The organism is Stenotrophomonas sp. 85239_Sma, assembly GCF_056481725.1.
Map to the genome: position 1 here is coordinate 1,724,798 of NZ_CM151163.1, position 12,492 is coordinate 1,737,289.

The 12,492-nt window shown below is 66.1% G+C and carries 13 protein-coding genes and 4 tRNA genes; 4 read left to right on the plus strand and 13 right to left on the minus strand.

Annotated elements, in window-relative coordinates; all coding sequences use genetic code 11:
• Positions 1-93 precede the first annotated feature (93 nt).
• Complete coding sequence (locus ACYKG1_RS08145) at positions 94-795, minus strand: pirin family protein (protein ID WP_049461316.1); 702 nt, start codon at positions 793-795, stop codon at positions 94-96.
• Between the two features lie 140 nt (positions 796-935).
• On the opposite strand from ACYKG1_RS08145, the gene ACYKG1_RS08150 reads away from it, so the two are divergent.
• Entirely contained in the window at positions 936-1,856 is a 921-nt protein-coding gene (locus ACYKG1_RS08150; protein WP_100471942.1) for a LysR family transcriptional regulator, read from the plus strand.
• Between the two features lie 672 nt (positions 1,857-2,528).
• Here ACYKG1_RS08150 and ACYKG1_RS08155 read toward each other — a convergent pair.
• From ACYKG1_RS08155 to ACYKG1_RS08200, 10 genes are all read right to left on the minus strand, one after another.
• A tRNA-Arg gene (locus ACYKG1_RS08155) sits at positions 2,529-2,605 on the minus strand.
• A 32-nt stretch (positions 2,606-2,637) separates the two neighbouring features.
• Positions 2,638-2,714 (minus strand) — tRNA-Arg (locus tag ACYKG1_RS08160).
• Positions 2,715-2,783: 69 nt separating this feature from the next.
• Positions 2,784-2,860, minus strand: a tRNA-Arg gene (locus ACYKG1_RS08165).
• Positions 2,851-3,777 carry an alpha/beta hydrolase family protein gene (locus ACYKG1_RS08170; RefSeq protein ID WP_478472343.1) on the minus strand — a complete coding sequence of 309 codons (927 nt, stop codon included), beginning with the start codon at positions 3,775-3,777 and terminating at the stop codon, positions 2,851-2,853. Before ACYKG1_RS08170 ends, ACYKG1_RS08165 begins: the two co-directional genes overlap by 10 nt.
• On the minus strand, positions 3,774-4,583 hold the full coding sequence (thiD, locus tag ACYKG1_RS08175) for a bifunctional hydroxymethylpyrimidine kinase/phosphomethylpyrimidine kinase (protein WP_478472344.1): 810 nt from the start codon (positions 4,581-4,583) through the stop codon (positions 3,774-3,776). The genes ACYKG1_RS08170 and thiD overlap by 4 nt, the downstream gene beginning before the upstream one ends.
• Before the next feature lie 64 nt (positions 4,584-4,647).
• A complete protein-coding gene (locus ACYKG1_RS08180) occupies positions 4,648-5,316 on the minus strand; it encodes a YoaK family protein (RefSeq protein ID WP_049447181.1) in 669 nt (222 codons plus the stop codon).
• Between the two features lie 12 nt (positions 5,317-5,328).
• Complete coding sequence (locus ACYKG1_RS08185; protein WP_075674768.1) at positions 5,329-5,835, minus strand: hypothetical protein; 507 nt, start codon at positions 5,833-5,835, stop codon at positions 5,329-5,331.
• On the minus strand, positions 5,832-7,232 hold the full coding sequence (locus ACYKG1_RS08190; protein WP_005416112.1) for a PhoH family protein: 1,401 nt from the start codon (positions 7,230-7,232) through the stop codon (positions 5,832-5,834). The genes ACYKG1_RS08185 and ACYKG1_RS08190 overlap by 4 nt, the downstream gene beginning before the upstream one ends.
• 84 nt (positions 7,233-7,316) lie before the next feature.
• Positions 7,317-7,796, minus strand: a complete 480-nt coding sequence (locus tag ACYKG1_RS08195) for a peroxiredoxin (RefSeq protein ID WP_262227042.1) — start codon at positions 7,794-7,796, stop codon at positions 7,317-7,319.
• 91 nt (positions 7,797-7,887) lie between these two features.
• Complete coding sequence (locus tag ACYKG1_RS08200; protein ID WP_005409051.1) at positions 7,888-8,448, minus strand: glycine cleavage system transcriptional repressor; 561 nt, start codon at positions 8,446-8,448, stop codon at positions 7,888-7,890.
• Positions 8,449-8,611: 163 nt separating this feature from the next.
• Here ACYKG1_RS08200 and dapA point away from each other — a divergent pair, with 163 nt between their 5' ends.
• A complete protein-coding gene (gene dapA, locus ACYKG1_RS08205; protein WP_478472346.1) occupies positions 8,612-9,505 on the plus strand; it encodes a 4-hydroxy-tetrahydrodipicolinate synthase in 894 nt (297 codons plus the stop codon).
• Positions 9,506-9,537: 32 nt separating this feature from the next.
• Positions 9,538-10,053: a hypothetical protein gene (locus ACYKG1_RS08210; protein ID WP_100471947.1), complete on the plus strand. Its 516-nt coding sequence runs from the start codon at positions 9,538-9,540 to the stop codon at positions 10,051-10,053.
• 119 nt (positions 10,054-10,172) lie between these two features.
• Here ACYKG1_RS08210 and fdxA read toward each other — a convergent pair whose 3' ends face one another.
• Positions 10,173-10,496, minus strand: a complete 324-nt coding sequence (fdxA, locus tag ACYKG1_RS08215; protein WP_005409054.1) for a ferredoxin FdxA — start codon at positions 10,494-10,496, stop codon at positions 10,173-10,175.
• A 188-nt stretch (positions 10,497-10,684) separates the two neighbouring features.
• Between fdxA and ACYKG1_RS08220 the strand changes: the two genes are divergently transcribed.
• Positions 10,685-12,109: a sugar porter family MFS transporter gene (locus ACYKG1_RS08220; protein ID WP_100471948.1), complete on the plus strand. Its 1,425-nt coding sequence runs from the start codon at positions 10,685-10,687 to the stop codon at positions 12,107-12,109.
• 280 nt (positions 12,110-12,389) lie between these two features.
• On the opposite strand, the gene ACYKG1_RS08225 is transcribed toward ACYKG1_RS08220, so the two are convergent.
• Positions 12,390-12,464 (minus strand) — tRNA-Glu (locus ACYKG1_RS08225).
• Between the last annotated feature and the right edge of the window lie 28 nt (positions 12,465-12,492).

The following is a 12,492-nucleotide window of genomic DNA, read 5'->3' on the forward strand; positions in this document are numbered from 1 at the left end:
GGTGGTGATCCGGAAGGCGCCGCTGGCCAGTACGTCCGGTGATGTTCTGCACAGAAGCGCCCGCGATGTCCTGCAGCATCGCGGGCGTTGCGGTTACAGCGGCAGGTCGAACACCAGCACTTCGGCATCATTGCCGTTTTCCAGGGTCAGCTGTGCTTCGTCGCTGACCTGCAGCGCATCACCGGCTTCCAGGGTGATGCCATTGACCTGCAGCTGGCCGCGGGCTACCTGCACATAGGCGCCACGGCCGTTGCCGAGCGCGTGGTGCAGCTTCTGGCCACCATCGAGGATGGTGGCGAAGATGCGGGCATCCTGGTGGATGCGCAGCGAACCATCGGCACCGTCTGGCGAGGCGATCAGGCGCAGCTGGCCGCGCTTGGTCTCCGGCGCAAAGTGAGTCTCCTCGTAGGACGGCGTGATGTTCTCGGTGTCCGGGAAGATCCAGATCTGCAGGAAGTGCACGGTCTCGTCGGCCGAGTGGTTGAATTCACTGTGGCTGACACCGCTGCCGGCGCTCATGCGCTGCACGTCGCCGTAGCGCAGCACCGAGCCGGTGCCCATCGAGTCCTTGTGCTCCAGCGCGCCGCCCAGCACATAGGAAACGATCTCCATGTTGCTGTGGCTGTGGGTGCCGAAGCCCTGGCCGCCAATCACTTTGTCTTCGTTGATCACCCGCAGCGGGCCGAAGCTGACGTAGCGGGGGTCGTAGTAGTTGGCGAAGGAGAAGGTATGGCGCGAGGACAGCCAGCCATGCTCGGCCAGGCCACGGGTAGCGCTCTTGCGGATCTGCAGCATGATGGAATCTCCTTGTTCGATGTTTTCGATGGGGCGGGGTGGGCTGGTAATCGCCGTGTTTCCCCGTTGGAGAGAAGTATCCGCTTGCGCCTGGGGTTTGAAAAACGGATAGTTTTGACAGCCATCATCGAAAAATTCGAATGCTCAAGCTCAGCCTCGATGCCCTGCAGATCCTGGACGCCATCGACCGCCGCGGCTCGTTCGCCGGCGCCGGCAAGGCCCTGCACAAGGTGCCTTCGACCATCTCCTACACCGTGGCCAAGCTGGAGGAAGACCTCGGCGTCCAGTTGTTCGACCGCGTCGGCCCGCGTGCCGAACCGACCGAGGCCGGACGCGCCCTGCTGGACGAGGGGCGGCATCTGCTGCGTGCGGCCCGCGAGCTGGAGCTGCGGGTGCGCCGGGTGGCGTCGGGCTGGGAGACCGAACTGACCCTGGCGGTGGACTCGGTGTTCCCGACCTGGCTGCTGGGGCCGGATATCGCGGCGTTTCGTGAGGCGGAGGCGCCGACACGGCTGCGGCTGATCGGCGAGGCCCTGTCCGGCACCTGGGAGGCCCTGCTGGACCGCCGCGCCGACCTGCTGGTCGGTGCACCGGGCGAGGGACCCAGTGGCGGCGGCTATGTGGTCGAGCCGCTGGGCACGGTGGAGTTCGTGTTCGCGGTCGCGCCGGATCATCCGTTGGCCAACGTGCCGGGTGTGCTCGGTCGCGAGCAGCTGGTCGAGCATTGCGCGATCGCCGTTTCTGATTCGGCGCGGCGGCTGCTGCCGCGCACGGTGGGCCTGTTGATGGGGCAGGAGATGCTGACCGTACCGGACATGGCCAGCAAGCTGAAGCTGCAATGCCAAGGCGTGGGCTTCGGCTTCCTTCCCGAGCCGTGCGCGCGCGCGGCGGTGGCGCGGGGCCAACTGGTGATCCGCGAGGTGGAGGAGCACAAGCCGGAGGAAACCTTCTGGCTGGCCTGGCGCACCGGTGAGGATGGCGCCGCACTACGCTGGTGGCGCGAGCGCCTGCGCAGGCCTGGGCTGTTGTCGCAGTGGTGGCAGTCAATGGCCAGGGGGTAGGGGTACGGCAGGGCTGCGCCCTGCACCCGCTACGAGCTGGAGCAACAGCAACAGCAGAAGCTGGTTTCCTGTGGGGAGGCGGGGTGGGTCCGGTTGCGGGGGCCGCTGCAAGTACGTCCATGTAAGCTCGGTCGCCGCATCCATGCGGCTCACGCCCCCGCAACCGGACCCACCCCGCCTTCGACAGTTTTCCGCGATCTGTCGGAACGGCGTACTGCTCTGGCAGGTGTCGACCTTGGTCGACACGGTAGATCCACGCCATGCGTGGATGCTCTTCTCTTCGATCAATTATCGAAATACTCGAACTCGATGGAGATTCATCCACGCATGGCGTGGATCCATCAGATCGCGGGAATCTGTCAGGGGTGGGGCGGTGTCGGAGTGCGGGGTGTCAGCCGCATGGGCCGGAGGCATGCCTTGGGCGGGTTGGGCAGGACGCCCAACCCCGGTCTTGCCGTGTGCGCAGGACTGCGCACACGAGCAAGCGGCTGCCAAGCCTACAGGGACGTACTTGCGGCGTCCCCGCACTCCGACACCGCCCCCACCAACCCACGGAATGCCAGCTTTTGCTGTTGCCGTTGCCTTGGCTTGAAGCATCTGGAGGTGCAGGGCGCAGCCCTGCCGAAAAACACAAAAAAAAACAGCAGGTCGAGGCCTGCTGTTTCGGTGTAATGGTGCGCCCGGAGAGATTCGAACTCCCGACCGCCTGGTTCGTAGCCAGGTACTCTATCCAACTGAGCTACGGGCGCCAATTACATAAACTTGTTGTGCTGACTGTGTATGGTGCGCCCGGAGAGATTCGAACTCCCGACCGCCTGGTTCGTAGCCAGGTACTCTATCCAACTGAGCTACGGGCGCGCGGTACACAATCAACGTGTTGCCAAATTTTACTGCATTCCCAGCGGCGGATGCTGGAAACCTGTCGAGTGGTGCGCCCGGAGAGATTCGAACTCCCGACCGCCTGGTTCGTAGCCAGGTACTCTATCCAACTGAGCTACGGGCGCCCTGCGACAGGAGCGGAATTATGCGGATGTCGGCGCGCATCGTCAACAGTTTTGTGAAAATTTTCATCCAACTGAATGAAAAAACTGTCAGCCACGGCGTCCGGGGCCTTCAGCCAGGCGAAATGATCCGCGCGCGTGCGCAGTTCCTGCGCGGACAGCACGCGCAGCTGCGCGTCCACATTCGGCAGCTTCGCCAGCAACGTCTGCATCGATCCGGTCGGTGCCAACCAGTCGTGCTCCATCAGCACCGCCTGCGCGCTGCCATGCACGCGCGCCATCTGCGCATCGAGGTCTTCGTCCATTCCGACTGCGGCGTAGTGGTTGTTCAGGCCCACGCGCGCCCAGTCGGCGATCAGTCCGCGCGCTTCGGTGCCACCGAAGCCGAGGCGCCGACCATGCAGCACGCCCTGGCGCTGCGCGATCCACGGCAGGAAGCGGTAGACCAGCGGCAGCAGCCAGCCGCGCGGTGGCGGGAAGCCGCGCCAGAACGGTGAGCCGCTGGCCGCCAGCCACAGCCGGTTGAAATGCTGCGCATTGCGGCCGGCATGCACGCAGGCCAGCTGACCGCCGAGGCTGTGGCCACCGATGATCCAGGGCAGGGCGCCCGCCTCATCATCCGCCGCGGCAAGGACCGCCTGGCTGGCCGGCAGATCCTGTTCGAGTACTTCGCGATAGCCCCAGTCCTGCATGCGCGATGGGCGTAGCGAGCTGCTGCCATTGCCCCGCCACTCATGCAGGTACACCGCCACGCCTTTCGCCGCCAGCGCCAGCGCCAGCGGCAGGTAGTGGCGCGCGGCCACGCCCAGCGCCGGCAGCCACAGCAGGCGCGCGATGGGCTGTGCAGGCACGCACGCGATCACTTCGTAGCGATGGCCATCGTCGCACTGCACGGCAAGGAGGGTCGGTGCCAGGCTCATGCGTGCGGTGCCGCGCCGAAGTGATCGAGCACCAGCACCTCGCTGCGGCCGGGGGCATAGCCCTGCTGCAGGCCGCGTGCAACATGGTCGATGCCGGCTTCGCAGGCGTTGGCCAGGCTCAGGCCGTTGCACAGCTGCGCGGCGATGGCCGAGGCCAGCGTGCAGCCGGTGCCATGTGCATCCAGTGGCAGGCGGGCGTGGATGAATTCTTCGCTGCTGACGCCGTCGAAGTAGCGGTCGATCACACGGTTGCCTTCCTGCAGATGGCCACCTTTCAGCAGCACCGCACCGGCGCCCAGGTCGAGCAGGGCGGAAGCGGCGCGCTCCGCGTCATCGCCGTTGCCGATCTTCCGTCCAACCAGCAGCTCTGCTTCCGGCGTGTTCGGGGTGATCAGCGTGGCCAGCGGGATCAGGCGCTCGCGCATCGCCTGCAGGGCGCTGTCTTCCAGCAGGCGTGCGCCGCTGGTGGCGACCATCACCGGGTCCAGTACCACGTGCGGCGGACGATGGCGCTCCAGGACGTCGGCGACGGTGTTGATCACCTCGGCGTTGGCCAGCATGCCGAGCTTCACCGCGTGGATGTCGAAGTCGTCGAAGCAGGCGTCCAGTTGCGCGCGCAGGAAATCGATCGGCGGCACATGCACTGCGATGACGCCTCGGGTGTTCTGTGCAGTCAGCGCGGCGATCGCGGAGAGGCCGTGCACGCGATGTGCTGCAAACGCCTTCAGGTCGGCCTGGATGCCTGCGCCGCCGCCGGAGTCGGAGCCGGCGATGGTGAGGGCGGAGACGGGAGTGGTCGGGCTCATCCAGCGATTGTGCCGTGGTCCCGCTGGGGAAGGTAGATCCACGCCATGCGTGGATGTCCTTGATTCAATGCCGCCAACGCGCCCATTGCTGGTACAGCACATAGCCCAGCCCGGTCAGGCCGGTCAGCAGGGCCGGGGCGAGCAGGGCGTCGTACTGCCAGCGCATGAACAGCCAGGCACCGATCATGCCGCCGGCGAGGAAGCCGCTGATGATCAGGCCGCTGAGGGTCAGTCGTCGGACCTGCAGCGGCAGTCCGCGCAGCAGGTGGCCCAGGCCGATGCCGAGATCGGTGAACATGCCGCTGAGGTGGGTGGTGCGCACCACCGCGCCGCTGAAGGTGGTGGCCATCGCATTCTGCAGGCCGCAGGCCATGGCGGCGGCCAGTGCGCCCCAGATCTGGTGCCGTTCGAACAGCGGAATGGCCACCAGCAACAATGCCGATTCCAGCGCCAGCGCCACGCCGTAGCGGCGGCCCAGCTGCAGGGTGCTGTCCTGGATCAGCAGGCCGCTGAGCATCGCGCCCAGCGAGAACGCGATCAGCAGGCCCCACAGGTGGCCGACCGCGCGCCAGTCCCCCTGCGCCAGTGCCATGCCGAGCTGGCTGGTACTGCCGGTCATGTGGCTGACCGCCTGGTGCTCGAAACCGAGGAAGCCGACCACGTTGACCATGCCGGCCACGCACGAGAGCGCGACCGCGCCGATCCAGACCCAGGTGGGCAGGCGTATTCCCATCGGCGGGGCCCCTCAGGGCCCGCCGAAGCCGCCGTTGAACTGCAGCTCGCTGAAGGTGTTGCTGGCCGGGTCGAACACCGCGCCCCAGAACTGCGTGCCGCCATCGCAGACGCGGATCGCTTCCCGTGCTGGATTGATGCCGCTGTCGTCGGGTAGATGGAAGGCGTTGATGTAGATCAGCCGCTGGCCGGCGCTTTCGATACCGACGTACTGGCGGTCAAAGTCGAGCACCTTCGGCACCTGGGCTTCCAGCGAAGACAGTTTCGCTTCCAGCTGGTCGACCTGCTGCCGGCTGGGCGCCCAGTAGCCGCTGACCCGCCCGGCCTCGCGGCCGGGGCTGGGTCGCGAGCAGGTGTCGAGCACCTGCGCGGCGATGATCGGGCGGGTGACCACCCAGGACTGGCCGGTACGCTCGGCGGTCGGCACGCTGGCCGGGCCGCGCGTGGTGGTGCAGGCACCCAGGGCGGCTGCGAGCGCGATCGCAGCCGTGGGCAGCAGCAGGCGGGTGCAGCGGTTCACAACACCTCCGAAGCGTAATCGGCCAGGCGCGAGCGTTCGCCACGGCGCAGGGTGATATGCGCACTATGCGGCCAGTTCTTGAAGCGATCCACCGCGTAGGTCAGGCCCGAGGTGGTCTCGGTCAGGTAGGGGGTGTCGATCTGCTCGACGTTGCCCAGGCACACGATCTTGGTGCCTGGGCCGGCACGGGTGATCAGCGTCTTCATCTGCTTCGGGGTGAGGTTCTGTGCCTCGTCCAGGATCAGGTAGCGCGACAGGAACGTGCGGCCACGCATGAAGTTCATCGAACGGATCTTGATGCGGCTGGCAAGCAGGTCGTTGGTAGCCTGGCGCCCCCACGTGCCGCCTTCCTGATTGTGCGTGAGCACCTCCAGGTTGTCGGTCAATGCGCCCATCCACGGCGTCATCTTCTCTTCTTCGGTGCCGGGCAGGAAACCGATGTCCTCGCCGACGCTGACCGTGGCGCGGGTCATGATGATTTCGCGGTAGCGCTGCTGGTCCATCGTCTGCGCCAGGCCGGCGGCCAGCGCCAGCAGGGTCTTGCCGGTACCGGCGGTACCCAGCAGGGTCACGAAGTCGATCTCCGGATCCATCAGCGCGTTGAGCGCGAAGTTCTGCTCGCGGTTGCGTGCACTGATGCCCCACACGGCGTGGCTGCCATGGCGGAAATCATCAACCAGCGACAGCACCACCTTGCCGTCGCCGACCACACGGCTGACGCGCAGCTCGACTTCATCTTCGCCGGGCAGGTACACGTACTGGTTCGGGTACCACTCCTCACCGTCCTGCGCCTGGATCTCGTAATGGCTGCGGCCCTTGTCGCTCCAGCTGCGCAGGTCATCGCCGTGGCGCTTCCAGAAGTCTTCCGGCAGCTCGGTGGCACCGGTGTAGAGCAGGCTGAAATCGTCCAGCGCGCGGTCGTTCTCGTAGTCCTCGGACACGATGCCGGCGATGGCGGCCTTGATCCGCAGGTTGATGTCCTTGGAAACGAACACCACCGGCAGGTCCGGGGTTTCTTCCTTCAGCGCCAGGATCGCGCCAAGGATGGCGTTGTCCGGGATCACCTTGCCGAAGCTCTTGCCGGCGTCGAAATGGCTGGTCTGGAAGCGCAGCTTGCCGGCGCTCTGCTTGCCGCGCAGCTGCAGCCCATTGGGGCGCTGCAGCGGAATGCCGTCGGCAAGGTTGTCCAGGCCGGAGGCCTGCACCAGCTCGTTGAGGAAGCGGCTCACCTGGCGGGCGTTGCGGCTCGCTTCGGAGGTGCCCTTCTTGCCGTTGTCCAGCTCCTCGATCACCTGCATGGGCAGGTAAACGTCGTGCTCCTCGAATTTGAACAGCGCGGTGGGATCGTGCATCAGCACGTTGGTATCCAGCACGTAGATGCGCTTGCCTCGGGTCATCGTCGATTCCTGGTTACGGACAGGGAAAAACCACCACGGCCTGCTGCGGGGCAGGGTGATGGCAGACACAGTAGGCAGTGGGACTCACTTGGACTGGGAGGCCTTCAGTTCGGCGAGAACGGCATCGGCATGGCCGGCGACCCTGACCTTGCGCCAGGACTGCACGATGCGGCTGTCGGGGGAAATCAGGAAGGTGCTGCGTTCGATGCCACGTACCTGCTTGCCGTACATGTTCTTCATCTTGATCACGTCGAAGGCGGTGCACAGCGCTTCGTCGCCATCGCTGACCAGCGGGAAGCTGAAGCCCTGCTTGGCGCAGAAGTTGTCGTGCGACTTCACCGAATCGCGCGAGACGCCCAGCACGACCGCGCCGGCCTTCTTGAACTTCGGCAGCAGCGCGTTGAAGTCGATGCCCTCGGTGGTGCAGCCCGGGGTGCTGTCCTTGGGGTAGAAGTACAGCACCAGCCAGTGGCCGGCGTAGTCGCCGAGAGTGGCCTGGTCGCCACCGGACAGCGCCAGTGGCAGGGAAAGGGTGGTGCTGTCCAGGGTATCGCCGTTGTTCATGAGGTCCTTCTGTCGAGCCTGGGTTCTTTCCAAGACAATTGCATGAAACGCCACGCGCCCGTGAGAGGCGCGCGAAAAATCAGTAATTCATTCAGAACTTCATCGGGTCCATGATCGCGTCCAGGTTCAGGTGGTCGCAGAACTCAAGGAAATCGTCGCGCAGCGCGGCGATGTGCATGTTGGCCGGCACGCCGATGGTGACCTGTGCACTGAACATCTCCGCACCGGTCTGCATGGCGCGGTAGCGCGTGCTCTGCAGGTTCTCGATGGTGATGCCCTGGCGGTCGAAGAAATCGGCCAGCTGGAACAGGATGCCCGGCTTGTCGGCGGCGATCACTTCAACGATGTACGGCAGCAGGTTGGACTGCGCCTGCTTGGCGGCAGTGCGGTACCAGACCAGCTTCAGGCCTTCCTCGCGTTCCAGCCGGGTCAGCATCGCCTCGAGCTTGGCCACGGAGTCCCAGGAGCCGGTGGCCAGGGCGGTGACCGAGACATCGCGGCCGACCGTGGCCAGGCGTGCGTCCACCAGGTTGCAACCGCTGTCGGCGATGCGGCGGGTGACGGACAGCAGGGGGGACTCCGGATGCGTCGTATAGGCGTTGATCAGGAGGTGGTTTTCGCTCGGCGCGGGGCGCGGGGTGGTGTCGGTCAAGGCGATTCCGGGTAATGCATGCGTTAGTCTGAATGCCCGCCAGAGGCGGGGATCCACCGGTGTCCAGCATACTTGCCCGTGCTTTCGCGCCGCAAGTAACATTCAGGTCGCCCCCAGCCTTTCGTGGCGGGCGTTTCCCTTCCCAGCCAAGAGCAGCACGTCCTTGTCCCTTTCCGGCCTCATCACCGCGCTGGCGACCCCGTTCCGGGCCGACGGCGCCCTCGATCCCGATGGTTGGCAGCGCCTGCTGCACCTGCAACTGGAGGGTGGCGTCCATGGCGTTGTCGTGGCTGGCTCGACCGGCGAAGCGGCGACCCTGACCGATGCCGAGTACGACCTGCTGCTGGCCAGCGCGGTCGAACGCATCGGCGGCCGCATTCCGGTCATGGCCGGCACCGGCCTGTCCGGTACTGCCAAGACCATCGAACAGACCCGTCGTGCCGCTGTCCTTGGCGCCAGCCACGCGTTGGTGGTCACTCCGCCGTACGTGCGGCCGACCCAGACCGGCCTGATCGCGCACTACCGCGCGGTTGCCGACCAGGGCGGGCTGCCGGTCGTGCTGTACAACGTGCCCGGCCGCACCGGCTGCGACATGCAGCCGGAGACCGTGGCCGAGCTGGCCAGCCATCCCAACATCGTCGGCATCAAGGAAGCGGTGGGCGACACCGGCCGGGTGCAGGCACTGCTGGCGCTGCGCAGCCCGCAGTTCGCGGTGCTCAGTGGTGACGACGGCACCGCGGCGCGTTCGATCCGGGCCGGTATCGATGGCCTGATCTCGGTCGGTTCCAACGTTCTTCCAGGCGCCTATCGCCGGATGTGCGAACTGGCCGCCGCGCAGGACCACGAAGCCACCGAGTCGTGGGATGCGCGCCTGCATCCGTTCCATGATTTCTGTGGCGTCGAACCCAACCCGATCCCGGTCAAGGCGCTGCTGCGCCGCATCGGCATCGGTCATGACCTGCGCCTGCCGCTGCTGCCGCTGTCGGCGGCACATCATCCGGCGGCCGACCATCTTGCCGGCGACATCGCCGCCCTCGAAGCCCTTTCCAGCCACTGACCTTCCGTCTTGGTCTGACCCAGGAGATTCACATGCGTCAATCCGTTTCCACCGTCCGCGTGCTGTCCTGCGCCCTGCTTGCCGTGGCCGTCGCCGCCGGTACCACCGGCTGCTTCAAGCGCGGCGTCAAGGGCGACTACGCTCTGGCCCCGGAAATGCGTCCGCTGGAAGTGCCGCCGGACCTGAACCTGCCCAACGCCACCACCGACAACAAGGTGCCGACACTGGCTTCGGCCACCAAGCCGGCAGCCCCGGTTGCCGCAGCGCCGGCGGCGGGCAACACCGGTTTCACCATTGCCGGTGGCAAGGATGAAGCCTTTGCCAAGGTGGGTACCGCGCTGGAAGGCATCGCGGGCGTGACCATCGCCAGTCGTGCTCAGCTGCTGGGCTCGTACGATGTGGCCTACGAAGGCAGCAACTTCCTGGTTCGCGTGGTCGCTGTTGATGCCGGTGCCTACATCTCTGCGGTCGACCCGCGTGGCCTGCCGGCCACCGCCGAAGCGCCGGTGAAGCTGATCGCCGCGCTGAAGGCGAAGCTGGCCCAGTAAGGGCCGGTCGGGTAGAGGCCGACCCTGGTCGGCGCTTCTGTGCCAACCAAGGTTGGCACCTGCCGAAAACAGGAAAGGGCGCCGATGGCGCCCTTTTCCGTTGCCACTCCAGACGCTTCTCAGCGCTCCAGCAGCTTCAGCTTGTCCGGCTTGCCGTCCCATTCGCCGGCGTCGGCGGGTGGGTCCTTGCGCACGGTCAGCACCGGCCATTCCTTCGCCAGCTCGGCATTGAGGGCGACGAAGCCTTCCTGGCCGGCGGGCACATCGTCCTCCGGGAAGATCGCATTGACCGGGCACTCCGGCTCGCAGAGGGTGCAGTCGATGCACTCATCCGGGTCGATCACCAGGAAGTTCGGGCCTTCGTGGAAGCAATCCACGGGGCACACTTCCACGCAATCGGTGTGTTTGCACTTGATGCAGTTTTCGGTGACGACAAAGGGCATGGGCTGGGGGTGGATCGATTCCTGAACCCGCCAATTCTAGAACAGGTTGGCCCCCGGTGTCGGCGCGGGGCGGAAATCGGGCGTCTGGCAGGCGCGGCCGTGCCGTCATTGGCGGCACGGCAGGGCCTGTGCGACGCTGCGGGGTAACCGGTCCTGATGGCCGGGCTCCCTTCCCAGCAGGATCATCCATGTCCCAAGCCCAGCCCGGTACCGTCTCTCGCGGCGGTGAAAACACGGTGTTCATTGTTCTGGTCAGCTGTGTGGCCACCCTTGGTGGATTCCTGTTCGGCTTCGACAGTGGTGTCATCAATGGCACGGTCGATGGCCTGCGCCAGGCGTTCAACTCCAGCGAGGCAGCGCTCGGTTTTGAAGTCGCGTCGATGCTGCTGGGCTGCGCGATCGGTGCCTTCCTCGCCGGCTGGCTGGGCGATCGCCTGGGCCGTCGCGGTGTGCTGATCGCTTCGGCATTGATGTTCCTGGTCTCGGCGCTGGGCGCCGGTGCCGCTCACGCCTCGTGGCTGTTCATCGCCGCACGCGTGCTCGGCGGCTTCGCGGTGGGTGCGGCCAGTGTGATGTCGCCGGCCTACATCGCCGAAGTTGCCTCGGCGCGGTATCGCGGACGGCTGGCCACAGTGCAGCAGATGGCGATCATCTGCGGCCTGTTCGCCGCCTTCCTCAGCAATTACCTGCTGGCCCGTGCCGCCGGGGCGTCTACCGAGCCGCTATGGCTGGGCCATGAGGCCTGGCGCTGGATGTTCTGGATGCAGGCGCTGCCGTCGGCGCTGTTCCTGCTCTTGTTGCTGGTGATCCCGGAAAGCCCGCGTTTCCTGGTGTTGAAGGGACGGCAGGGGCAGGCGAGGGCGGTGCTGGTGCGGCTGTACGGCGAGGCCGCAGCGACGGCCAAGCAGGCCGAAATCGAAGCCAGCCTGGCCCGGGACCAGCACAAGCCGCGCTTCAGTGATCTGCGCGACACGGTCAGCGGCAGGCTGCGCCCGATCCTGTGGGTGGGCATCGGCCTGGCCATGTTCCAGCAGCTGGTCGGCATCAACGTGGTGTTCTACTACGGCGCGGTGCTGTGGCAGGCGGTGGGCTTCTCTGAAGGCGACGCGCTGCTGATCAATGTGCTGTCCGGCGCGCTGAGCATCGGCGCCTGCCTGCTGACCGTACTGTTGATCGATCGCATCGGGCGCAAGCCGCTGCTGTGGGTCGGCTCAGTCGGCATGTCGGTGGCGCTGGTGCTGATGGTGGTCGCCTTTGCCAGTGGCAGCCTGGCCGACGGCCGCCTGCAGCTGTCCGATGGCATGGGGCGGTTGGCGCTGGTCGCGGCCAACGTCTACGTGGTGTTCTTCAACATGTCCTGGGGCCCGGTGATGTGGGTCATGCTGGGCGAGATGTTCCCCAACCAGATCCGTGGCCCGGCGCTGGCGGTGGCGGGTGCGGCGCAGTGGACGTCGAACTTCGCGATCACCGTGACCTTCCCGATGCTGCTGGCCGGCATCGGCCTGGCGGGCGCCTATGGCATCTACACGGTCGCGGCGATCCTCTCGATCTTCTTCGTGGTGCGCTACGTACGCGAGACCAAGGGCAAGGAGCTGGAGCAGATGGAAGGCTGACCGCCGGCCTGTGTGTCTGCGCCTCCTTTCTTCGTGGGGAGGCGGCGGGCCAGCCGATCCAGGACACGCCGTAAGCCCATCCATGGGGGCTTACGGCGCCAAGGATGGCGCCATGGAGCACCATGGATGGGCTTTTGCGTGCCCAGGCCAGGGTGGCCCGCCCCCTCCCACGCAGGAACAGGAAGGCGCTGCTGCGACCAGGCCGACCGATGCCAATGCAAACCCCGGAAAACAGAAAAGCCCGCACAAGGCGGGCTTTTTCGGTTCCTGCTGCGGCGACTGGCGCTCCCTAGGGGACTCGAACCCCTGTTTTAGCCTTGAGAGGGCCACGTCCTAACCACTAGACGAAGGGAGCGTAACTGTGTCGCTGCCGAGGCAGGAGC

Bases quoted from the DNA above. Each gene is read 5' to 3' on its own strand.
- ACYKG1_RS08145 (WP_049461316.1), bottom strand. From the start codon at position 795: ATGCTGCAGATCCGCAAGAGCGCTACCCGTGGCCTGGCCGAGCATGGC.
- ACYKG1_RS08150 (WP_100471942.1), top strand. From the start codon at position 936: ATGCTCAAGCTCAGCCTCGATGCCCTGCAGATCCTGGACGCCATCGAC.
- ACYKG1_RS08170 (WP_478472343.1), bottom strand. From the start codon at position 3,777: ATGAGCCTGGCACCGACCCTCCTTGCCGTGCAGTGCGACGATGGCCAT.
- thiD (WP_478472344.1), bottom strand. From the start codon at position 4,583: ATGAGCCCGACCACTCCCGTCTCCGCCCTCACCATCGCCGGCTCCGAC.
- ACYKG1_RS08180 (WP_049447181.1), bottom strand. From the start codon at position 5,316: ATGGGAATACGCCTGCCCACCTGGGTCTGGATCGGCGCGGTCGCGCTC.
- ACYKG1_RS08190 (WP_005416112.1), bottom strand. From the start codon at position 7,232: ATGACCCGAGGCAAGCGCATCTACGTGCTGGATACCAACGTGCTGATG.
- ACYKG1_RS08195 (WP_262227042.1), bottom strand. From the start codon at position 7,796: ATGAACAACGGCGATACCCTGGACAGCACCACCCTTTCCCTGCCACTG.
- ACYKG1_RS08210 (WP_100471947.1), top strand. From the start codon at position 9,538: ATGCGTCAATCCGTTTCCACCGTCCGCGTGCTGTCCTGCGCCCTGCTT.
- fdxA (WP_005409054.1), bottom strand. From the start codon at position 10,496: ATGCCCTTTGTCGTCACCGAAAACTGCATCAAGTGCAAACACACCGAT.
- ACYKG1_RS08220 (WP_100471948.1), top strand. From the start codon at position 10,685: ATGTCCCAAGCCCAGCCCGGTACCGTCTCTCGCGGCGGTGAAAACACG.